The organism is Inquilinus limosus DSM 16000 (assembly GCF_000423185.1).
GTDB lineage: Bacteria > Pseudomonadota > Alphaproteobacteria > DSM-16000 > Inquilinaceae > Inquilinus > Inquilinus limosus.
Genome location: NZ_KE383988.1, coordinates 84,784 through 105,886, shown reverse-complemented (window position 1 = coordinate 105,886; position 21,103 = coordinate 84,784). Strand labels below are relative to the sequence as shown.

The window sequence follows — 21,103 nt, the reverse complement described above, 5'->3', positions numbered from 1 at the left end:
GAGCGGCCATGCGCGGCCCCTGCCCGGCGCCCCGTCAGCCCGCCGCGGCCTGTTCCCGCCGGGCGCGGCGCTCCGACCGGATCGCGCGGACCACGCCGAAGGCCAGCAGCGCCGCCAGCCCGTACCAGGTGACGGCGTAGACCAGGTGGTTGTCCGGGAAGGAGATGACGGTCAGGCCGCCGATCGGCAGCCCGCCCGGGTTGGGCGTGGCGTCGGCATCGATGAAATAGGGGGCGACGTTCGTGAGCCCGCGGGCGGCGGCGATCGCGGCGACGTCGCGGGAATACCAGCGCTCCGCCGCCGGCTCGTTCGAGCGCAGGAAGCCGCCCTTGGGCTCGGTCATGCGCAGGAGGCCGGTGACTGAAACCGGGCCGTCGACCTGCCCCGCCGCCCGGGTCGCCGGGTCGCGGTTCTCGTTCGGCACGAAGCCGCGATTGACCAGGATCACCGAGCCGTCCGCCGTCTGCAGCGGCGTCATCACCCAATAGCCGCTGCCTTTCGCCGTCGAGGCGACGACCTGGGCCTCGCGGTCGTTCAGGAAGCGGCCGGAGATGCGGACATGGCGGTACTCGTCGGCGGCGGCGTTGACCTTTGCCCAGTCGGCCGGGCCCGGCGGCGCCACCGGCTCGGCGCCGACGCGCTGGTCGACCCGGGCGATCAGCTCGTGCTTCCAGGCCCGCCGTTCGACCTGCCAGGTGCCGAGCGCCAGCAGGCCGACGAACACCGCGAGGGCCGCCGCCCCGAGGACGATCAGGGCGGCGATCGAGCGGGGCCGGCGGGCCTCGCCCTCGGTCACGGCATGTTGCGCATGTCGTGCGCGGAGACCGGCATCATGTTGTGGTTGAGGTGGTACATCACCCACAGCGAGCCGGCGAGCGTGATCACCACCAGCACCACGGTGAAGATCAGCGACAGCATGGTCCAGCCGCCTTCCGACTTCGAGTTCATGTGCAGGAAGTAGACCATATGGACGATGATCTGGACGACCGCGAACGCCATGATGACCAGCGCCGTGGTCTGGGCGTCGGCCAGCACGTCGCCCATGACCAGCCAGAACGGGATCGCGGTCAGGATCACCGACAGGATGAAGCCGGTCAGATAGCCCTTCAGCGTGCCGTGGGCCGGGGCGTCGCCGTGATGATCGTCGTGGGCGTGGGACTGTGCGCTCACTGGAGGGTCCCCATCAGATAGACGAAGGTGAAGACGCCGATCCAGATGACGTCGAGGAAGTGCCAGAACAGGCTGAGGCACATCAGCCGCCGCTTGTTGTCGGCGATCAGCCCGTGCCGGGCGACCTGGACCATCATCGTCACCATCCAGACGATGCCGACGGTGACGTGCAGCCCGTGCGTGCCCACCAGGGTGAAGAAGGACGACAGGAAGGCGCTGCGCTGCGGCCCCGCCCCTTCATGGATCAGATGCGCGAACTCGTAGAGCTCGAGCCCAACGAAGACGATGCCGAACAGGGCGGTGACGCCCAGCCAGAACAGCGTCGCCCCCACCCGCCGCCGCTCCATCTCCAGCATGGCGAAGCCGCAGGTGATGGAGGAGAGCAGCAGCATCGAGGTGTTGACCGCCACCAGCGGCAGGTCGAACAGGTCGGCGCCGGACGGGCCGGCCGCGAAGTTGCGGCCGAGCACGCCGTAGGTGGCGAAGAGGACTGCGAAGATCAGGCAGTCGCTCATCAGGTAGATCCAGAAGCCGAGCATCGTGCTGCCGCCCGAATGCTCGTGCTCCTCCTCGACGTGGAAGCGGACCGTGCCGTTTGCGGCTTGATCGAGTGGCGACATCAGGAAGCGGCTCCCGCCCGGGCCAGCACGCGGCTGCGCTCACCCTCGGCCTTGGCGACGATGTCGGCCGGGATGTGGTAGTCGCGCTTGTAGTTGAAGGTGTGCCCGATCGACACGGCCAGCATGGCCAGGAAGCTGAACGCCGCCAGCCACCAGATGTGCCAGACCAGGGCGAAGGAGAGGACCACGCTGAGCCCCGCCAGGATGACGCCGGTGCCGGTGTTCTTGGGCATGTGGATCGCCTTGAAGCCGGCCAGCGGACGGGCGTAGCCGCGCTTCTTCATGTCCCACCAGGCGTCGTGGTCGTGCACCAGCGGGGTGAAGGCGAAGTTGTACTCCGGCGGCGGCGACGAGGTGGACCATTCGAGGGTGCGGGCATCCCACGGGTCGCCGGTCAGGTCGCGCAGCTGCTCGCGCCGGACGAAGCTGATCACCAGCTGGATGATGAAGGACAGGATGCCGAAGGCGATCAGCACCGCGCCGAAGGCGGCGATCACGAACCAGATCTGCAGCGACGGGTCGTCGAAGTGGTTCATGCGCCGGGTCACGCCCATCAGGCCGAGCACGTAGAGCGGCATGAAGGCGAAATAGAAGCCGGTCAGCCAGAACCAGAACGACATCTTGCCCCAGAAGGGATCGAGCTTGAAGCCGAAGGCCTTCGGGAACCAGTAGGTGACGCCGGCCATCAGCCCGAACACCACGCCGCCGATGATGACGTTGTGGAAGTGGGCGATCAGGAACAGGCTGTTGTGCAGCACGAAGTCGGCCGGCGGCACCGCCAGCAGCACGCCCGACATGCCGCCGATGACGAAGGTCACCATGAAGCCGACCGTCCACAGCATCGGCACCTCGAAGCGGATGCGGCCGCGATACATGGTGAACAGCCAGTTGAACATCTTCGCCCCGGTCGGGATCGAGATGATCATCGTGGTGATGCCGAAGAAGGAGTTCACGCTGGCGCCGGAGCCCATCGTGAAGAAGTGGTGCAGCCACACCAGGTACGACAGGATGGTGATCACCACCGTGGCGTAGACCATCGAGGTGTAGCCGAACAGGCGCTTGCCGCAGAAGGTGGCGACGACTTCGGAGAAGATGCCGAAGGCCGGCAGGATGAGGATGTAGACCTCCGGATGCCCCCAGATCCAGATGAGGTTCACATACATCATCGGGCTGCCGCCGAGATCGTTGGTGAAGAAGTTCGTCCCGACGTAGCGGTCGAGCGACAGCATGGCCAGGACGGCGGTCAGCACCGGGAAGGCGGCGACGATCAGGACGTTGGTGCACAGCGCGGTCCAGGTGAAGACCGGCATCTTCATCATGGTCATGCCCGGCGCCCGCATCTTGACAATGGTGGCGATCAGGTTGACGCCCGATAACAGCGTTCCTATGCCCGCGACCTGCAATCCCCAGATGTAGTAGTCGACGCCGACATCCGGGCTGTAGGCGATGCCGGACAGCGGCGGATAGGCCAGCCAGCCGGTCTTCGCGAACTCACCGACGAACAGCGAGATCATGATGATCACCGCGCCGGCGGTGGTCATCCAGAAGCTGAAGTTGTTGAGGAACGGGAAGGCGACGTCGCGCGCGCCGATCTGCAGCGGCACCACGAAGTTCATCAGGCCCGTCACGAAGGGCATGGCCATGAAGAAGATCATGATCACGCCATGGGCCGTGAAGACCTGGTCGTAGTGGTGCGGCGGCAGGTAGCCTTCGTTGGCGCCGAAGGCGATCGCCTGCTGCGCCCGCATCATGATCGCGTCGGCGAAGCCGCGCAGCAGCATCACCAGCGCCAGGATCACGTACATGATCCCGATCTTCTTGTGGTCGATGCTGGTGAACCAATCGCGCCAGAGAGTGCCCCACAGGCGGAAATAGGTGATGCCCCCGAGCAGCGCGATGCCGCCCAGCGCCACCGCGATGAAGGTGACGACCAGGATCGGCTCGTGCAGCGGCAGCGCCTCGAAGGTCAGCTTTCCGAAGACCAGCTTCTGGAGATCTATGTCAGAGAACATCGGGCTACTCTGTCGTTCCGGAGGCCGCAGCACCGGGCGGCGGCCTCCGTGGAAGGTGTCGGTTGCGCGGCCCCCTTCGGAGCCGCGGCGGGCACGGATCGGCCGTCACTCCGTTCGCGGGGGCGTCCAGCGGGTCAGCAGCGGGGCCGCCGCGCTGGCCTCGGCCATGTCGCCCTCGGTGGTGCAGATCGCCGCGACATAGGTCCGGACCGGACCGGCGCCGCGCCGCACGTCCTTGTCGTGGGTCAGCGCGATGACGTTGTTGAGGCCGGCCATGCCGCCGCCGCCGCGGGCGTCGATGCTCATCATCTCGTTCATGCACATCTTCGATCGGTCGACGCACATGTTGAGGATGGCGGTGTAGAGGTCCGGGGCCACCGTGCCGTAGTGGCGCACCGGCTCGCGCTCGCTCGGCCGCTCCAGCGTCAGATATTCCTCGCGGCTCAGATTGCCGCCCTCGGACTTCACCTTCTGCACCCAGGCGTCGAAATCGGAAGGGGCCAGGCCGTGGAAGGCGAAGCGCATGCCGGAGAAGCCGGCGCCGCTGTAGTTGGCGGAGAAGCCCTCGTATTCGCCGGGCTTGTTGATCACGGCGTGCAGCTTCGTCTCCATGCCCGCCATGGCGTAGATCTGGCCCGCCAGCGCCGGCACGTAGAAGGAGTTCATGACGGTGGCGGAGGTGATCTTGAACTGGATCGGCACGTCGACCGGCGCCGCCAGCTCGTTCACCGTGGCGATGCCCTGCTCCGGGTAGAGGAACAGCCACTTCCAGTCGAGCGCCACGACCTCGACTGTCAGCGGCTTGACGTCTGCCGCCAGCGGCCGTTCAGAATCGATCCGGTCGAGCGGCCGGTACGGGTCGAGCTTGTGGGTGGCGACCCAGGTCAGCGCCCCCAGCGCGATGATGATGGCCAGCGGCGCCGACCAGATGACGAATTCGAGCCGAGTCGAATGGTGCCAGTCGGGGTCGTAGGTGGCGGCCTTGTTCGACTGCCGGTACTTCCAGGCGAAGAACAGCGTCAGAGCGATCACCGGCACGATGATCAGCAGCATCAGGACCGTGGAGACCACGATCAGGTCCCGCTGCTGCACCGCAATATCGCCGGAGGGTTGCAGGACCACCATGTTGCACCCGCCCAGGAGGACCAGGAGCGGAAGCGCAGCGAGGCGGCCTAAAGCTTTGATGGGCATGCCGTTGCCTGAAAGAGAGAGTACGAAGGGCGCCGGTGCCTTACCGAAGCGTAACGCGGTGTAACAAGTGGACAGTTTGTCCTACCAGATAGCGAATGGTTGCAGTGCAACATCGTCGCACCGGGGTTGACGCGAGGCATCCCGGGTGATTCAGGCGCCGCTCCGCCTCGCTTGGTACGATTTGACGCACCGGAATCCTGGGTCATACTCAAAAGAAAAAAGCGGCATCTCGGCCCCGGCCCACCCAGGAGGAACCCTAATGGCCACTGTCAGTCGAGACCTCGGCTCCCGCGCCCCGACCGCCGCGTCTCGACGCCGTACCGGCGTATCCCCCGGCGATATCGCGATCGGAGTCATCATCGGCCGGACCGCGGAGTTCTTCGATTTCTTCGTCTACGCGATCGCCTCCGTCCTCGTCTTCCCGCGCTTCTTCTTCCCCGACGCCGCACCGCTGCAGGCCCAGCTCTACTCCTTCGCCGTCTTCGCCCTCGCCTTCGTCGCCCGCCCGATCGGGTCGGTCCTGTTCATGGCGATCGACCGGCGGCACGGGCGCGGCGTCAAGCTGACCGCGGCGATGTTCCTGCTCGGCAGCTCGACCGCGGCGATGGCCTTCCTGCCCGGCACCAACGACATCGGCCCGGCGGCGATCGTCCTCCTGTCGCTGTGCCGGATCGGCCAGGGCCTGGCCCTCGGCGGCACCTGGGACGGGCTCGCCTCGCTCCTCGCGCTGAACGCGCCGCAGAACCGGCGCGGCTGGTACGCGATGATGCCGCAGCTCGGCGCGCCGCTCGGCTTCATCCTGGCGGCCGGGCTGTTCTCCTATTTCGTCGCCAGCCTGTCGGCCGCGGACTTCGTCGACTGGGGCTGGCGGTTCCCGTTCTTCGTCGCCTTCGCCATCAACGTCGTCGCCCTCTTCGCCCGCCTGCGGATGGTCGAGACGCCGGAATTCATACGGCTGATGGAGAGCCGCGATCTCGAGGCGCGGAGCGTGCCGGAGACGCTGAAGGCGCAGGGCCACAACATCCTCGTCGGCGCCTTCGTGCCGCTGGCGACCTTCGCCCTGTTCCACCTGGTGACCGTGTTCCCGTTCAGCTGGGTCGTGCTCAACACCGATCACGATCCCGGGGCGTTCCTGCTGCGGGAGATCGGCGCCGCCGTGCTCGGCGTGATCACGATCATGGCCTCGGGGATCATCGCCGACCGCACCGGGCGGCGCACCCTGCTGGCGATCTGCGCGGTGCTGATCGCGATCTACAGCTTCGTCACGCCGCTGCTCCTCGGCGGCGGGCCGGAGGCGCGGGTCGCCTATGTCATGATCGGCTTCGCCCTCCTCGGCCTGTCCTTCGGCCAGGCCAGCGGCGCGGTGGCGGCGAACTTCCCGAACGCCTACCGCTACACCGCTTCGGCCCTGACCTCGGACCTGGCCTGGATGGTCGGCGCCGGCTTCGCGCCGCTGGTGGCGCTGGTCATCGCCAGCCAGTTCGGCCTCGCCCTGGTCGGCGCCTATCTGCTGTCGGGCGCGATCTGCACCCTGGCGGCGCTGCGGGTGAACAAGGAGCTGGAGATGCGGGGCGACTGACCCCGGCCACGGCTGTCCGCGGGGCGATGCCGCCCCGCGGACGCCTCGGTATCAGGTCATCCTCCCGGGTTTCGCTCGATCGCGGGCGACCCGCCCTTGCTCCGGCCTCCGTGTCGTCGCCTCATTGCTGAATTGCTGAGGGTCATGGCTCATGAGACCCTGGCGAAACCCGACATTCGCGGCCTCGCAACGGTCTCCAGGGTGATTGAAGGATCGGGCCATCACCGCCGGTTGGCCGCCATTCTGGTGGCGGATGTGGTCGGCTTTTCGCGGATGGTGGAAGCCGATGAGGCGGGGACGCTCGCGCTCTTGAAACAGCGCAGAAGCGAGGTGATCGAGCCCACCGTGCTCTCCCATGGCGGCCGCATCGTCAAGCTGCTGGGCGACGGGGTTCTGCTGGAGTTCGCGAGCGCGGTCGCCGCGGTCGAGTGCGCGATCCAGCTTCAGGGAAAGATGGCCGAGGCCGATGCCGGCACGCCCGGGCCGGACCGCATGGTCCTCAGGATCGGCATCAATCTCGGCGAAGTCGTCGGAGAGGGATCGGACATCTATGGCGAAGGCGTGAACGTCGCCGCGAGGCTGGAAGCCATGGCGCCGCCCGGCGGCATCTGCCTGTCCGAGAAGGTCTACACGGAGGTTCGAGGCAAGGTGGACGCCGTCTTCGTCGATCTCGGCCCCAGGAAACTCAAGAACATCACCATCCCGGTCAAGACGTTCGGCATCACCGTCGCCGGTCAGCCCGACGCGGCCGGGCATCCTGAAGCGACAGCCGAAAGCGCCCCGGGACTACCCGTCGGCCCCTCGATCGCGGTGCTGCCGTTCCTCAACATGAGCGGCGACGCGGCACAGGACTATCTCGCGGACGGGATCACCGAGGACATCACCACCGCCCTCTCCCGCCTGCGCTGGCTCTTCGTGATCGCCCGCAACTCGGCCTTCACCTACAAGGGGAGGTCCGTCGACGTCCGGCAGGTCGCGCGCGAGCTGGGGGTCCGCTACGTCGTCGAGGGCAGCGTCAGGACCGCCGCCGGGCGTATCCGGGTCACGGCCCAGCTGGTCGACGCGGAAAACGGCAAGCACATCTGGGCCGAGCGGTACGACCGCGCCCTCGACGACATCTTCGCCGTCCAGGACGACATCACCGGCCGTGTCGTCGCCGCGATCGAGCCGCACCTTTACGCCGAGGAGGGCTTTCGCGCCGCGTCCAGGTCACCCGGAAGCATCGACGCCTGGGGCCTGGTGGTGCGCGCGATGGGTCTGATCAACCGGGTCGGCCGCCGGCAGAACGAGGAGGCTCGGGCCCTCCTGCAGCGGGCGATCGAGATCGAGCCGGGCTACGCCAGGGCCCACGCCCTGTTGAGCTGGGCCGTCTGGTGGGCGGCGCTGTGCTACTGGTGGCCGGATGTGGCGGAAGGCTATCGGCAGGCGGCGAAGCATGCCGAGGACGCTATCGCGCTCGACCCGAGCGAGCCCTGGGCGCGGATGACGCTCGGGCTGAGCCTCAGCACGGCGAGGCACCATGAGCGGGCGCTCGCCGAGCTCCGGGCCGTGCACGACCTCAACCCCAGCTTCGCGCTGGGCCGGACCGCGCTCGGTTGGGCACTGCTGCGCGCCGGGCGGTTCGAGGAGGCGATCGCAGAGACCGGCAAGGCGCTGCGCATGAGCCCGATGGACAGCTTCGCCGGGATCTACACCGCCATCCACGGCCTCGCCCTGCTCGGCGCGCGCCGGTTCGGCGACGCCCTGCCCTTCCTGCGCGCCTCGGTGGCGGCCTTCGCCGAGTATTCGGGGCACTACAACACGCTGATCAGCTGCTGCGGCCATCTCGGGCTGATGCAGGAGGCGCAGGCCTTCATCGAGGCGCGGAACAGGGTCGGTCCCCCGATCCGCGTCGGCGAACTCCGCCGGGCCCTGGCGGGCTTCGCGCATTGCGACACCTTCGTCGAGGGCCTCGTCAAGGCCGGCGTGCCGGAGTGAGGCGGAGCCGCGGCGGGGCGGGTCCCCGGCGCTACCGGGAACCCGCTGCCGAGGTTCAGGCGGCGAGGTCGAAGCGATCGAGGTTCATCACCTTGGTCCAGGCCGCCACGAAGTCCTTCACGAACTTCTCCTGCCCGTCGGAGCTGCCATAGACCTCGGCCAGTGCCCGCAGCTGCGAATGCGACCCGAAGATCAGGTCGACCCGGGTGCCGGTCCATTTGAGTTCTTCCGTCTTCCGGTCCCGGGCCTGGAACACGCTCTCGGCATCCGAGGACGGCCGCCACTGCGTGCCCATGTCGAGCAGGTTGACGAAGAAGTCGTTGGTCAGCACACCCACCCGCTGGGTGAACACGCCATGCTGGTTCCCGACATTGGCGCCCAGCACGCGCAGGCCGCCGACCAGCACCGTCATCTCCGGCGCCGTCAGCGTCAGCAGCTGCGCCCGGTCGACCAGCATCTCCTCGGGCGTCAGGCTCAGCAACGTCTCGCCGAGATAGTTGCGGAACCCGTCGACCTTCGGCTCGAGCGGCGCGAAGGAGGCGACGTCGGTCTGCTCCTGTGACGCATCGGTGCGGCCCGGGGTGAAGGGCACCTGCACGTCGTGCCCGGCATCCTTCGCCGCCTTCTCGACCGCCGCGCCGCCGGCGAGGACGATCAGGTCGGCCAGCGAGATCTTCTTGCCGCCGGAGGCGGAGGCATTGAACTCCTGCTGGATTGCTTCCAGCTTGGCGAGCACCGTCGCCAGCTGGTCCGGCTGGTTGACCGGCCAGTCCTTCTGCGGCGCCAGGCGGATACGGGCGCCGTTGGCGCCGCCGCGCTTGTCGGAACCGCGGAAGGTCGAGGCCGACGCCCAGGCGGTGGAGACCAGCTGCGGGACGGTGAGGCCGGAGGCGAGCACCTTCGCCTTCAGCGCCGCGACATCCGCTGCGTCGACCAGCGGATGGTCGACCTCAGGCACCGGGTCCTGCCAGATCAGGGTCTCCTTCGGCACGAGCGGGCCGAGATAGCGCACCTTCGGCCCCATGTCGCGATGGGTCAGCTTGTACCAGGCGCGGGCGAAGGCGTCAGCGAACTCCTCCGGATGCTCGAGGAAGCGCCGCGAGATCTTCTCATAGGCCGGGTCGAAGCGCAGCGCCAGATCGGTGGTCAGCATCGCCGGTGCGTGCCGCTTCGACGGGTCGTGCGCGTCCGGGATCGTGCCGGCGCCGGCGCCGTTCTTCGGCCGCCACTGATGCGCGCCGGCCGGGCTCTTGGTCAGCTCCCATTCGTACTGGAACAGGTTCTTGAAGAACTCGTTGCTCCACCGGGTCGGCGTCGAGGTCCAGGTCACCTCCAGACCGCTGGTGATCGCGTCGCCCGAGTGGCCGGTGCCGTGGGTGCTGCGCCAGCCCAGGCCCTGCTCCACGATATCGGACCCTTCCGGCTCCGGTCCGACCAGGGCCGAATCGCCGGCGCCATGGGTTTTGCCGAAGCTGTGGCCGCCGGCGATCAGGGCGACCGTCTCCTCGTCGTTCATCGCCATCCGGCCGAAGGTCTCGCGGATGTCGCGCGCCGCGGCGACCGGGTCCGGGTTGCCGTTCGGGCCTTCCGGATTGACGTAGATCAGCCCCATCTGCACGGCGCCGAGATGGCCCTGCAGCTCGCGCTCGCCGCTGTAGCGCTCATCCGCCAGCCACTTGCCCTCCGGGCCCCAGAAGATGTCCTGGTCGGGCTCCCAGGTGTCCGGGCGCCCGCCGCCGAAGCCGAAGGTCTTGAAGCCCATCGACTCGAGGGCGACGTTGCCGGCGAGGATCATCAGGTCGGCCCAGGAGATCTTGCGGCCGTATTTCTGCTTGATCGGCCACAGCAGCCGGCGCGCCTTGTCGAGATTGGCGTTGTCCGGCCAGCTGTTGAGCGGCGCGAAGCGCTGCTGGCCCCGCCCGCCGCCGCCGCGGCCGTCGCCGATGCGGTAGGTGCCGGCGCTGTGCCAGGCCATGCGGATGAACAGCCCGCCATAATGGCCGAAATCGGCCGGCCACCAATCCTGCGAATCCGTCATCAGGGCGTGCAGGTCCTTGATCACGGCGTCGAGGTCGAGGCTCTTGAATTCCTTGGCGTAGTCGAACGCCTCCCCCATCGGGTCGGACAGGGCGGAGTGCTGGTGGAGCACCTGAATGTTCAGTTGGTTGGGCCACCAGTCTCGGTTGGTGTACGCGCGGGTTCCGCCCGTGACGGGGCACTTGCCTTCGCTGGCCATGTTCCCTCCGATCGCGTTGCCTGACTGATTTTTGAATCATTCTAAAGCGACCGGGATCATTGGCCAAGGACGAAAGGACGACGGCATCGGCGGCGTCCCCGGCGGGCTATGGGATCGCGATGCCCGAGATCTCCCGGCAGATGTCGAGCAGCCCGTCCTGGAGGGCGACGTCCCGGGCCTGCGGGTTCGGTCGGCGCGGCTTGAGATGGTAGAAATAGCCGCCGGTCGTCCGCGCGGCGGGCTCGTCGCTCGCCGCGAGCCAGGCCTGGGTCAGGTGCGCCTGGCCGATGTCGTCGGGCGCGCCGGGGCCGCCCATCTTCGTTGGCACCCAGCCGGGCTCCAGCGCATTCGACAGAACCTCGGGCCACAAGCGGGCGACGGCGAAGGCCAGCATGGCGTCGTGCAGCTTGCTTTCGGCATAGGCCTCGGACCCGCTCCAGCGCCGCTTGCGCCAGAGGATGTCCTCCAGATGGGCGTCGGCGTGCTGGTGCATCCCCGAGCTGAGATAGACCAGCCGCTTCGGCCGTTCAATCAGCGCGGTCAGGATATAGGCGGCGAGCGTGTTGATCGCGAAGACGTGCGGCAGCCCGTCCGCGGTGATGCGGTGGCCCTCGCGATAGCCGACGGCGGCGTTGTGGATGACCGCGTCGAAACGGCCAAGCGCGTTGACCTGCGCCGCCACCTCTCCGGCGCCGGCGATCGTCTCCAGGTCGCCGATGACGACCGCTTCGGCTTCCGGCAGCTCCCGCCTGGTGTCCTCCGCCCGCGCTTCGCTGCGCGCATGCAGCACGACCCGATGCCCCTGCTCCGCCAGAAGCTGCCCGGCCATCAGGCCGAGCCCGGTCGATGATCCGGAGATGAAGATGCGCGCCATCTGGCTTCTCCTGCGTTGGTTTGCCTGAAGGGATATGGTTGTCCTGTGCGTCCCGGTGGTCACGCCGCGCGGCGTCTTCCGGTCAGGACGGCGGCCATGCCCAGGATGCAGCTCGCGGCCCCGAGCAGATAGACCGCGGCGTAGCCGAACCGGCCCGCGACCAGGCCCGCCATCGGGCCGGAAAGGCCGTAGGCGATGTCGAGGAAGGCGACGAAGGCGCCCATGGCGCTGCCGCGATTGGCCTCGGGCACCCGTTTCAGCGCCTCGACCCCGAGGGCCGGAAAGACCAGGGCGCAGCCCAGGCCGGTGACGAGGCTGCCGGCGAGGGCGACGGCTTCCTGCGGCGCCCCCCACAGCATGAGCTGGCCGAGGGCTTCGATGCCGAGCGACGCCAGCGCCACGCGGTAGCCGCCGGCCCGGTCCGGCAGATGGCCGAAGGCGAGCCGCACGAAGATGAAACCGATGCCGAAGCAGGTCATGACGACGCCGGCATGCTCCCAGCCGCGCGCGCCGAAATAGAGCGAGGCGAAGGCGCTGAGCGCGGCGAGGCCGACGCCGGAGAGCATGAGCCCGAGCCCTTCCCGCCAGATCAGGCCGACGACGCGATGGAAGGGCAGCCGCTGGCCGCCGGCGGAGGCATAGGAGGTCGCGCCGAAGGCGATCGCCGCCGCCAGCAGAGGGACCGCGATGCAGGCCAGCATCACCGCGCCCAGGCCGGCGCTGCGGTAGAGCAGCATGCCGATCGGAGCGCCGACCGCCAGCGCGGCGAACATCGCGATGCCGGTCCAGGACATCGACATGCCGGCCCGCTGCGGGCCGACCGAGGCGATCGACCAGGACACGCAGCCGGTGACGAACTGGCTCTCGCCGAAGCCGGCCGCCAGGCGCCCGAGGACCACGACGGCGAGGCTGGCCGCCGGCGGGATCCCGGGGATGGCGGCGATGAAGTAGAGCAGGCCGGCGAGCGCGCAGACCCCGGCGCCCTGCAGCGCGGCCCGCCTCCCGCCCCGCTGGTCGGTCACGCGGCCGGCGTAGCCGCGGGTGAGGACCGTCGCCAGGAACTGCACGCCGATCGTCAGGCCGACGACCAGGGTTCCGAAGCCGAGCCCGTCATGGACGAACAGCGGGATGACGGGAAGCGGCAGTCCGACGCAGAGATAGCCGCAGAACAGGGCCCCGATGATGGCGGAGGCCGGGCGGGCCAGCCGGGCCGGCGCGGCCTCGGCCGGTTCCTCCGCCTCGACGGTGAGTGATGGCATGGGAGTCTCCAGATGCCCGAACGCGCGGCAGGCCGGCCCTCCGCCGAGGGGACGGCCGGGTCATGCCGCCGGAGTCAGGGCCGGTAGCCGGTGGTGCCGAACAGGTGGTCGCGGGAGGCCGCGACATCGGCCAGCAGCTTGGCCGTATCCACATCGACCAGCGTGCCGCCGCGCTTGCGGAACCGGCCCGCGACCATGACGGTGTCGACGTCGGAGCGCCCGACCGCCTGGACCACGGTGCCGACCGCATGGCTGGCGGGAAAGACGCCGATCCCGTCGGTGCGGACCATGATGATGTCCGCCTGCCTGCCCGGCGTCAGCGTGCCGATGGAGCGTTCAAGCCCCGCCGCCCGCGCGCCGTTGACGGTGGCGGCTTCGAGGACCGCCTGGACCGAGATCGGCGCCGCGGCGCCGGCGTCGCCGCGGAACCGGCGGGTGCGCATGGCCGAGCGCTGCTGCGAGAACAGGGCGTGCATCTCGCCGAACATGTCGCTGCCGAAGGCGGTGTCGAGGTCGATGCCGAGAGCCGGTGCCAGACCATGATCGACCGCCTGCTGATAGGCGAAGCCTTCGTCGTCGAACCCGAACAGCGCGTCCGAGCGCGGGTTGACGGTGACGGCGACGCCCGCGTCTGCGAGCAGCTTCCAGGTTTCCTGCGGGATGCGCGTGCAGTGATTGAAGATGTTGTCCGGCCCCAGCACGCCTTTCTCCGAGAACTCGGGCCCGAGCCGGAAGAGGTCGCCGATGAACTCGGTCAGGATCCGCATGCCCAGGCGCCGGGCGACCGTCCAGGCCTCCAGATCGAGCTGCCCGAACAGGCCGACCCGCACCAAGCCGCCATCCCCGTTCCAGTTGGCGGCGAGGCGTTCGAGGTCCCCCGGCAGATGGTCCGGCGACGCCGTCTTGTCCATCGGCTTGCCGACCAGGTGCAGGGCGCGGATGCCCGCCGATTCCAGGGCATCCAGCGCCGCGTCGGTGTGTTCCGGGCTGCGCGAATTGTGGCAGGCGTCGACGATGGTGGTGATGCCGGCGTCGAGCGACGCCACGGCGGTGAGCTTCGTGCTCAGATACATGTCCAGCGGCCGGTAGGCGGCGCCCAGTGTTTCGGCGACCACCGCGATATAGGCGAAGAGGTCGTCGACATCCGGCATCATGCGCCGCATCACGCCGAGCCAGGCGTGGTGATGGGCGTCGATAAGGCCTGGAAGGACGATGGCGTTCGCCGCGTCGACCACCTCGGCATCCTCGACATCCAGGCCGGCGCCGACGGCGGCGATCCGGTCGCCTTCGACGAGAACATCGCCGGCCTCGAGGTTCGGGAGGGTCCGGTCCATCGTCAGGACGGTGCCGCCCTTGAACAGCGTGCGCCGTGCGTGCTGCGTGCTCATGCTGAAATCCCTTGCTGCGATCCAGGCCGTGACCGGCTGCGGCTCTGATATCGCTCGCGAGGGATGTTGAATTAAGTGCGGTTATGTCAGATTGTTCCTGACTGAAAGTCAGGAATGACCATGGCATTCGATGGGCGTGTTCTGGCCGGCGTCAGCGTCCTGGCGGCCGTCGTCGAGGGCGGAAGCTTCGTCAGGGGCGCCGAGCTGATCGGCATCACCGCGTCGGGGGTGAGCCGGGCGATCGGCCGGCTGGAGGCGAGGCTGGGCGTGCGGCTGCTGGACCGGACGACGCGCTCGATCACGCTGACGGACGAGGGCCGCCGCTTCTACGAGCAGGCCAAGCCGCATCTCGCCGCGATCGAGGATGCGGCGGCGCTGGCCTCCGGCGCGGCCTCGGCCGTGCGCGGCCGGATGAAGGTCGACATCGATCCGTTCTTCCTGCCCCTCGTGCTGGCGGGGCAGCTGGGTGCCTTCTGCGACCGCTATCCGGAGCTGTCGATCGAGTTCGTGTCCCGGGAGCAGCTCGGCGATCTCGTCTCTGACGGGATCGACCTCGCCATCCGCTTCGGTCAGCCGCGGTTTTCGACGCTGGTGTCGCGCAAGCTGGTCGAGGCTCCGATCCTCACGGTGGCCTCACCGAAATACATCGCCCGGCATGGCCGGCCGGAGCATCCGGCGGATCTCGCCCGGCATCGCTGCCTGCAGTTCCTCGATCCGCATTCGGGCAAGCCCTTCGAGTGGGAGTTCGTGAGGGGCGACCGGATCCTCCCGGTCGAGACCAGGGGACCGCTCACCTTCACCGACCCGAAGGCGATGCTGGAGGAATGCGTCGCCGGAACCGGCATCGCGCAGGTGATCGGCTGGGGCGTCGGCCCGCTGCTGGAATCGGGCCAGCTGATCGACCTGTTCCCCGATTGGCATGGCGAGCTGTTCCCGCTCTTCGCCTTTCACCCGTCGCGGAAGCATCCGCCGGCCAAGGTCCGGGCCTTCACCGATTTCTGCGTCGAGATCATCGGCAAGCTGCGCTGACCGGCGTTTAGGGTCCGCCCCCTACCCCCGGATCACCAGGCTGCTGCGGTCGACCTTGGTGATGTCGCTGGTGCCGGTCAGCGCCATGCTGACGTCGAGCTCCTTGCGCATGATCTCGAGCGCCAGGGTCACGCCCTTCTCGCCCATCGCCGCGAGGCCGTAGAGGAAGGCCTTGCCCATCAGGCAGCCGCGGGCGCCGAGCGCCACCGCCTTCAGGATGTCCTGGCCGGACTGCACGCCGCCGTCGAACAGGATCTCGGTCTTGTCGCCGATCGCCTGGACGATGCCCGGCAGCGCCGAGATCGAGGATTGCGCGCCGTCGAGCTGGCGGCCGCCATGGTTGGACACGACCACCGCGTCGGCCCCGGTCGAGGCCGCGATCTTCGCGTCCTCCTCGTCCAGCACGCCCTTCAGGATCAGCTTGCCGGGCCAGATGCTGCGCACCCATTCGACGTCCTTCCAGCTCAGCGAAGCGTCGAACTGGCTGGCGATCCATTGCGACAGGGTGGTCAGGCTGTCCGCCCCCTTTATCTGGCTTTCGAGGTTGCCGAAGCTGCGCCGCTTGCCGAGCAGCACGCCCAGCGCCCAGGCCGGCTTGGTGGCGATGTCGAGCGCGTTCATCAGCGTCAGCCGCGGCGGCACGGTCAGGCCGTTCTTCAGGTCGCGGTGCCGCTGGCCCTGGATCTGCAGGTCGAGCGTCAGCACCAGGGCCGAGCACTGGGCGGCCACGGCGCGCTCGATCAGCGACTTGGAGAAGCCGCGGTCGCGCATGACGTAGAGCTGGAACCAGAACGGCTTCTGCACCGCCCCGCGCACATCCTCGATCGAGCAGATCGACATGGTGCTGAGGGTGAAGGGGATGCCGAAGGCCTGGGCCGCGCGGGCGCCGTGGATCTCGCCGTCGCCGTGGAACAGGCCGGTCAGGCCGGTCGGCGCGATGGCGAGCGGCATGGTCACGTCCTCGCCCAGGATCCTGGTCGCGACGCTCCGCTTGTCGACGTCGATCATCACCCGCTGGCGCAGCCCGATCGCCGCCAGGTCCGCCCGGTTCGCCCGCAGCGTCGCCTCGTCGTAGGAGCCGCGGTCGGCGTAGTCGAAGATGGCGCGCGGGATGCGGCGCGCCGCCAGCACTCTCAGGTCCTGGATGTTGGTGATGGTCGGCATCGGCAGTCTTCTTGGCCAGGGGGCTTCTCGGGCAGGGTCTTATGTCTGATAAAACGCGGCGGGGCGGCTGTCATCCGCGATTCCGGCGGCGGCCATCTTTACACGGCCGGGGCGGGACGCCAGGGTGGCGGCCATCATGACGACTCTCTCCTCCCGCCTCGACCGGGCTCTCGCCGCCCTTCCCCGCAGCTTTCCCGGGCCGGGCGGCGCCGCCGCCGTGCTGCGCGACGGCGAGGTCATCGCCCGCCGCGCCTGGGGCTGGGCCAATGCCGAACGGCGCATCCCGTTCACGCCGAAGACGCTGTTCCGGATGTGCTCGATCACCAAGCAGTTCACCTGCGGCCTGATGCTGGACGCCTTTCCGGACCCGGCGGCGCTGGACGGCGACGTCCGCGCCCGCCTGCCGCGGCTGGAGGGCGAGGCGCCGGGCGCGCTGCACCTCTGCCACAACCAGTCCGGCCTGCGCGACTACTGGGCCGTCGCGATGCTGCACGGCGCGCCGGCCGAGTCGCCCTTCGGCGACCGCGAGGCCGCGCGGGTGATCGCCGGCACCCGGACGCTGCATTTCGCGCCGGGCACCCGCTACTCCTACGTCAACCAGAACTTCCGCCTGCTCTCCGATATCCTCGAGGCCCGCACCGGCCGCGGCTTCGGCGAGCTGCTGCGCAGCCGCATCTTCGACCGCGTCGGCATGGGCAGCGCCTTCCTCGCCGCCGATACCCGCGCCATGCCGGACGGCACCGAGGGCTATGAGGGCAGCCAGGCCGGCGGCTTCCGCGCCGCCGAGAACCGGGTGTTGTGGACCGGCGATGCCGGGCTCGGCGCCAGCCTGGACGACATGATCGCCTGGGAGCGCCACATCGACGCCACCCGCGACGATCCCGAGGCCCTGTACAGCCGCCTGTCCGCGCCGGTCGCCTTCTCGAACGGCGCCCCGGCCCCCTACGGCTTCGGCCTGAACCGGGCGACCGAGTTCGGCCGCGCGATCACCGGCCATGGCGGCGCGCTGCGCGGCTGGCGCAGCCATCGGCTCTACGTGCCGTCGGAGCGGGTCTCTGTGGTGGTCATGTTCAACCACCTCTCCGACGCCCAGGCCGCGGCGCTGGACCTGCTGGCCGCCGTGCTGGGCCAGGAGCGGACGAAGCCGGCCGCCGGCCTGCCCGCTCCGGACTGGCTGGGCAGCTACACCGAGCCCGAGACCGGCCTGGTCGCGCGGATCGACATGGCGGGGGGCCGGGTGCGGCTGCGCTACGGCCACTCGGCCGAGCGGCTGGACCTGCGGCCCGACGGCGGCGCCGGCAACGGCCGCACCCGGCTGCGCCCCGCCGCGGACGGACTGTGGATGGACCGGCCGCAGGAGAACCAGAGCTCGCGCCTCGTGCCCTGCGCCGGCGCGCCGGCCCTCGACGTCGCCGGCCGCTACCGCTGCGAGGAACTGGACGCCGAGCTGGAGGTGGTCGACGCCGGCGGCGTGCTGTATGGCGGCTTCTCCGGCTTCCTCGGCCAGGGCCGGATGGAGCTGCTGGACCCGGTCGGGCCGGATGTCTGGACCCTGCCTTGCCCGCGCGCGCTGGACCACACCCCGCCGGGCGACTGGACGCTGGCCTTCCGCCGCGACGGCGCCGGCCGGGCGGCGGCGGTCGAGCTCGGCTGCTGGCTGGCCCGCCGCCTGCGCTACGAGCGCGTCGGCTAGAGCCGGTCCAGCTTCAGGGTCTCCGCCAGGTAGTCGACGAACAGGCGGGTCTTGGCCGGCGGCAGCCGCGTCGCCGGCCAGACCGCATGGATCGGCACCTTCGGCACCTCGTATTCGGTCAGGATCAGCTCCAGCACGCCCCGGTCGACCAGGTCGCGGATCTGCCACAGCGGCGTGAAGCCGATGCCGAGCCCTTCCGCCACCGCGGCATAGGTCGCCGCCGTGCCGTCGGCCCGGAACCGGCCGTTGACCCGGACCGTGCGGGTGCGGCCGCCGATCCGGAACGGCCAGGCCTCGCCCTCGGCCGTCCGCACGACGCATTGGTGGCGGGCCAGGTCGTCCGGATGCTGCGGCCGGCCGTGCCGGTCGAAATAGGAGGGCGCGCCGAACGCCACCCGCCGCAGCGCGCCCAGCCGGCGGGCCTTCAGCGCCGAATCCGGCAGTTCGCCGATCCGCACCGCCAGGTCGAAGGCGCCGTCGGTCAGGTCGACGAAGCGGTCGGAGAGCTTCAGCTCCACCTCGATCCGCGGATAACGCCGCATGAAGCCGGCCACCACCGGCACCAGATGCGGGGGCGTGAACAGCACCGACGCGCTGATCCTGAGCAGGCCGGACGGCTCCGCCCGCCGCTCCGCGGCCTCGGCCCGCGCCTCCAGGATCTCCGCCAGCGCCGGCTTCACCCGCCGGTAGAAGGCGAGGCCGGCGTCGGTCGGCGTCGACCGCCGGGTGGTCCGCTGCACCAGCGCGACGCCCAGCCCCTGCTCCAGCGTCGCCAGCGATCGGCTGACCGATTGCAGCGACCGGCGCAGGTCGCGCGCCGCCGCGCTCAGCCCGCCGGCCTCGACCACGGCGACGAAGGCGGCGAGATCGTCCAGCCGGTCCATCGGTACCCTCTCGAATTGAAGCTCTTTCAGAAAGCTTTCCCTCACCGTCATTGCGAGGCGGCGAAGCCGACGAAGCAATCCAGGGCCGGTGCGAGCGGCCCTGGATTGCTTCGCTGCGCTCGCAATGGTGGTGTTGAGAACCCGAAGGTCTCTCGGGTTGCGAGAGAATGTATCACGAAACTGACCTATTCTCACGAATATCGGTCGTCCCAAAATCGACTCCAGCCTTGCCTGGAGATCGACATGACCGCATCCACCATCCTCGTCGTCGGCGCCGCCGGCCGCTTCGCCGGCCTGGTGGTGCCCGAGCTCGCGCGCCGCGGCGTCACCGTCCGCGGCCTGGTGCGCGACGACGCCAAGGCTGCCGTCGCCCGCGCCGCCGGCGCCACGGAGATCGCCTTCGGCGACCTGCGCGACCGGGCCAGCCTCGACGCCGCCCTGCGCGGCGTCGACGGCGTCTTCCACATCGGCCCGGCCTTCGCCCCGGACGAGGCCGAGTTCGGCGTCCGCATGGTCGAGGCCGCGCGCCAGGCCGGCGTCCGGCGCTTCGTCTTCTCCTCGGTGATCCAGGCGACCAACACGGCGCTCGCCAACCACGCCAGCAAGATCCCGGTCGAGGCGGCGCTGCACGGCTCCGGGATGCAGTACACGATCCTGCAGCCGACCAACCTGATGCAGAACATCGGCGCCGCCTGGCCCGGCGTGCTGGCCACCGGAGTCTTCGCCGAGCCCTTCCCGAAGACGGCGCGGGTGGCGCGGGTCGACTACCGCGACGTGGCCGAGGCTGCCGCCATCGCCCTGACCGGCGACCGCCTGGCCTATGGCAGCTTCGAGCTCTGCGCCGACGGGCTGCCGGATCGGCGGAAGATCGCGGCGCTGATGAGCGCGGCGCTGGGCCGCCCGATCGCCGCGGGCGAGCCCAGCTTCGCCGAATGGGTGGCGCTGGCCGGCCCGCCCTATGACGCGCGGCAGCTGGCGCTGCTGGAGAAGATCTTCGCCCACTACGCCGCCCACGGCCAGCCGGGCAACAGCCTGGTGGCGCGCGCCGTCCTGGGCCGCGAGCCGCGGTCGCTGCGCGCCTATGTCGAGTAGCTGGCCGCCGGGCGCTGAGCCTTGACCGAGTTCGAACAAAAGAGGAACAATGGGTTCCAGCCAATCGGGAGGAACCCCATGCCGAGCCAGACCGAGAAGGCCCTCGCCTTCCAGCGCCTGCACGCCCGACCGGGCATCTTCGTCATCCCCAACCCCTGGGACGCCGGCACCGCCCGCCTGCTGGCCGGCCTCGGCTTCGAGGCGCTGGCCACCACCAGCGCCGGCCATGCCTTCACCCTCGGCCGCAGCGACGGCGCGCAGAAGGTGAGCCGGGAGGAGACCCTGGCCAATGCGCAGGCCATCGTCGAGGCCGTCGACCTGCCGGTCTCCGCCGATCTCGAGAACGGCTTCGGCGACGCGCCCGAGGCGGCGGCGGAGACCATCCGCCAGGCCGCCGCGGTCGGGCTGGTCGGCGGCTCGATCGAGGACGCCACCGGCCGCGACGACGACCCGATCTACGGCTTCGACCAAGCGGTGGAGCGGGTGCGCGCGGCGGTGACGGCGGCGCGCTCCCTGCCCTTCCCCTTCACCCTGACGGCACGGGCCGAGAACTTCCTGCACGACCGCCGCGACCTGGCCGACACGATCCGCCGGCTGCAGGCCTTCCAGGAGGCCGGCGCCGACGTGCTCTACGCCCCCGGCCTGAGCACGCGGGAGGAGATCGAGGCTGTGGTTCGTGCCGTTGACCGGCCGGTCAACGTGGTGATGGGCCTGGTCGGCGCCCGTTTCACCGTCGCGGAGCTGGGCGAGATGGGTGTGAAGCGCATCAGCGTCGGCGGCTCCCTGGCCCGGGCCGCGCTGGGCGGCTTCCTGCGCGCCGCCCGCGAGATCAAGGACCGGGGCAGCTTCGGCTACGCCGAAGACGCCGTTCCGCACAAGGAGATCAACGCCCTGTTCGGCCGAAGCTGACGGGCGTGCCTTCCAGCCGGCCGGAT

17 protein-coding genes are annotated in these 21,103 nt (G+C 69.5%); 6 read left to right on the top strand and 11 right to left on the bottom strand.

Going from position 1 to position 21,103, the window contains the following annotated elements; genetic code table 11:
- Positions 1-34: 34 nt before the first annotated feature.
- From G537_RS41565 to cyoA, 5 genes are all read right to left on the bottom strand, one after another.
- Positions 35-796, bottom strand: a complete 762-nt coding sequence (locus tag G537_RS41565; RefSeq protein WP_051249494.1) for an SURF1 family protein — start codon at positions 794-796, stop codon at positions 35-37.
- On the bottom strand, positions 793-1,170 hold the full coding sequence (gene cyoD / locus G537_RS0134625; RefSeq protein ID WP_026873938.1) for a cytochrome o ubiquinol oxidase subunit IV: 378 nt from the start codon (positions 1,168-1,170) through the stop codon (positions 793-795). Before cyoD ends, G537_RS41565 begins: the two co-directional genes overlap by 4 nt.
- On the bottom strand, positions 1,167-1,790 hold the full coding sequence (gene cyoC / locus G537_RS0134620) for a cytochrome o ubiquinol oxidase subunit III (protein WP_026873937.1): 624 nt from the start codon (positions 1,788-1,790) through the stop codon (positions 1,167-1,169). The genes cyoD and cyoC overlap by 4 nt, the downstream gene beginning before the upstream one ends.
- Positions 1,790-3,802, bottom strand: coding sequence for a cytochrome o ubiquinol oxidase subunit I (gene cyoB, locus G537_RS0134615; protein WP_026873936.1), 2,013 nt, complete (start codon positions 3,800-3,802; stop codon positions 1,790-1,792). Before cyoB ends, cyoC begins: the two co-directional genes overlap by 1 nt.
- Positions 3,803-3,907: 105 nt before the next feature.
- Positions 3,908-4,993, bottom strand: a complete 1,086-nt coding sequence (cyoA, locus tag G537_RS0134610; protein ID WP_026873935.1) for a ubiquinol oxidase subunit II — start codon at positions 4,991-4,993, stop codon at positions 3,908-3,910.
- Positions 4,994-5,252: 259 nt separating this feature from the next.
- Here cyoA and G537_RS0134605 point away from each other — a divergent pair, with 259 nt between their 5' ends.
- Together G537_RS0134605 and G537_RS0134600 are read left to right on the top strand one after the other, a co-directional pair.
- Positions 5,253-6,572, top strand: coding sequence for an MFS transporter (locus G537_RS0134605; RefSeq protein WP_026873934.1), 1,320 nt, complete (start codon positions 5,253-5,255; stop codon positions 6,570-6,572).
- A gap of 144 nt (positions 6,573-6,716) precedes the next feature.
- Positions 6,717-8,549 (top strand): adenylate/guanylate cyclase domain-containing protein, encoded by a 1,833-nt coding sequence (locus G537_RS0134600; protein WP_281171523.1) that lies wholly within the window; start codon positions 6,717-6,719, stop codon positions 8,547-8,549.
- 55 nt (positions 8,550-8,604) lie between these two features.
- Here G537_RS0134600 and katG read toward each other — a convergent pair whose 3' ends face one another.
- The 4 genes from katG to G537_RS0134580 all read right to left on the bottom strand — a co-directional run bounded on the left by katG (position 8,605) and on the right by G537_RS0134580 (position 14,306).
- Positions 8,605-10,785 carry a catalase/peroxidase HPI gene (gene katG, locus G537_RS0134595; RefSeq protein ID WP_026873932.1) on the bottom strand — a complete coding sequence of 727 codons (2,181 nt, stop codon included), beginning with the start codon at positions 10,783-10,785 and terminating at the stop codon, positions 8,605-8,607.
- Positions 10,786-10,891: 106 nt separating this feature from the next.
- Entirely contained in the window at positions 10,892-11,659 is a 768-nt protein-coding gene (locus G537_RS0134590) for an SDR family NAD(P)-dependent oxidoreductase (RefSeq protein ID WP_026873931.1), read from the bottom strand.
- Positions 11,660-11,718: 59 nt separating this feature from the next.
- Complete coding sequence (locus G537_RS0134585) at positions 11,719-12,918, bottom strand: arabinose transporter (RefSeq protein ID WP_034854015.1); 1,200 nt, start codon at positions 12,916-12,918, stop codon at positions 11,719-11,721.
- Between the two features lie 74 nt (positions 12,919-12,992).
- Positions 12,993-14,306: an amidohydrolase family protein gene (locus G537_RS0134580; RefSeq protein WP_026873929.1), complete on the bottom strand. Its 1,314-nt coding sequence runs from the start codon at positions 14,304-14,306 to the stop codon at positions 12,993-12,995.
- A 114-nt stretch (positions 14,307-14,420) separates the two neighbouring features.
- On the opposite strand from G537_RS0134580, the gene G537_RS0134575 reads away from it, so the two are divergent.
- Complete coding sequence (locus tag G537_RS0134575) at positions 14,421-15,335, top strand: LysR family transcriptional regulator (RefSeq protein WP_245579205.1); 915 nt, start codon at positions 14,421-14,423, stop codon at positions 15,333-15,335.
- A 21-nt stretch (positions 15,336-15,356) separates the two neighbouring features.
- On the opposite strand, the gene G537_RS0134570 is transcribed toward G537_RS0134575, so the two are convergent.
- Positions 15,357-16,499, bottom strand: a complete 1,143-nt coding sequence (locus G537_RS0134570) for an alpha-hydroxy acid oxidase (protein WP_026873927.1) — start codon at positions 16,497-16,499, stop codon at positions 15,357-15,359.
- A 136-nt stretch (positions 16,500-16,635) separates the two neighbouring features.
- Here G537_RS0134570 and G537_RS0134565 point away from each other — a divergent pair, with 136 nt between their 5' ends.
- Complete coding sequence (locus G537_RS0134565; RefSeq protein ID WP_026873926.1) at positions 16,636-18,192, top strand: D-aminopeptidase; 1,557 nt, start codon at positions 16,636-16,638, stop codon at positions 18,190-18,192.
- Here G537_RS0134565 and G537_RS0134560 read toward each other — a convergent pair.
- A complete protein-coding gene (locus G537_RS0134560) occupies positions 18,189-19,076 on the bottom strand; it encodes a LysR family transcriptional regulator (RefSeq protein ID WP_026873925.1) in 888 nt (295 codons plus the stop codon). The two genes, G537_RS0134565 and G537_RS0134560, sit on opposite strands and share 4 nt — an antisense overlap.
- 243 nt (positions 19,077-19,319) lie before the next feature.
- Here G537_RS0134560 and G537_RS0134555 point away from each other — a divergent pair, with 243 nt between their 5' ends.
- Both G537_RS0134555 and G537_RS0134550 read left to right on the top strand, forming a co-directional pair.
- Entirely contained in the window at positions 19,320-20,168 is an 849-nt protein-coding gene (locus G537_RS0134555; RefSeq protein WP_034854013.1) for an NmrA family NAD(P)-binding protein, read from the top strand.
- A gap of 78 nt (positions 20,169-20,246) precedes the next feature.
- Positions 20,247-21,077: an isocitrate lyase/PEP mutase family protein gene (locus G537_RS0134550; RefSeq protein ID WP_026873923.1), complete on the top strand. Its 831-nt coding sequence runs from the start codon at positions 20,247-20,249 to the stop codon at positions 21,075-21,077.
- The last annotated feature ends 26 nt before the right edge of the window (positions 21,078-21,103 follow it).

Bases quoted from the DNA above. Each gene is read 5' to 3' on its own strand.
- G537_RS0134575 (WP_245579205.1), top strand. From the start codon at position 14,421: ATGACCATGGCATTCGATGGGCGTGTTCTGGCCGGCGTCAGCGTCCTG.
- cyoC (WP_026873937.1), bottom strand. From the start codon at position 1,790: ATGTCGCCACTCGATCAAGCCGCAAACGGCACGGTCCGCTTCCACGTC.
- G537_RS0134605 (WP_026873934.1), top strand. From the start codon at position 5,253: ATGGCCACTGTCAGTCGAGACCTCGGCTCCCGCGCCCCGACCGCCGCG.
- G537_RS0134585 (WP_034854015.1), bottom strand. From the start codon at position 12,918: ATGCCATCACTCACCGTCGAGGCGGAGGAACCGGCCGAGGCCGCGCCG.
- cyoB (WP_026873936.1), bottom strand. From the start codon at position 3,802: ATGTTCTCTGACATAGATCTCCAGAAGCTGGTCTTCGGAAAGCTGACC.
- G537_RS0134600 (WP_281171523.1), top strand. From the start codon at position 6,717: ATGGCTCATGAGACCCTGGCGAAACCCGACATTCGCGGCCTCGCAACG.
- G537_RS0134560 (WP_026873925.1), bottom strand. From the start codon at position 19,076: ATGGACCGGCTGGACGATCTCGCCGCCTTCGTCGCCGTGGTCGAGGCC.
- katG (WP_026873932.1), bottom strand. From the start codon at position 10,785: ATGGCCAGCGAAGGCAAGTGCCCCGTCACGGGCGGAACCCGCGCGTAC.
- cyoA (WP_026873935.1), bottom strand. From the start codon at position 4,993: ATGCCCATCAAAGCTTTAGGCCGCCTCGCTGCGCTTCCGCTCCTGGTC.
- G537_RS0134555 (WP_034854013.1), top strand. From the start codon at position 19,320: ATGACCGCATCCACCATCCTCGTCGTCGGCGCCGCCGGCCGCTTCGCC.
- G537_RS0134590 (WP_026873931.1), bottom strand. From the start codon at position 11,659: ATGGCGCGCATCTTCATCTCCGGATCATCGACCGGGCTCGGCCTGATG.
- G537_RS0134580 (WP_026873929.1), bottom strand. From the start codon at position 14,306: ATGAGCACGCAGCACGCACGGCGCACGCTGTTCAAGGGCGGCACCGTC.
- G537_RS0134565 (WP_026873926.1), top strand. From the start codon at position 16,636: ATGACGACTCTCTCCTCCCGCCTCGACCGGGCTCTCGCCGCCCTTCCC.
- G537_RS0134570 (WP_026873927.1), bottom strand. From the start codon at position 16,499: ATGCCGACCATCACCAACATCCAGGACCTGAGAGTGCTGGCGGCGCGC.
- G537_RS0134550 (WP_026873923.1), top strand. From the start codon at position 20,247: ATGCCGAGCCAGACCGAGAAGGCCCTCGCCTTCCAGCGCCTGCACGCC.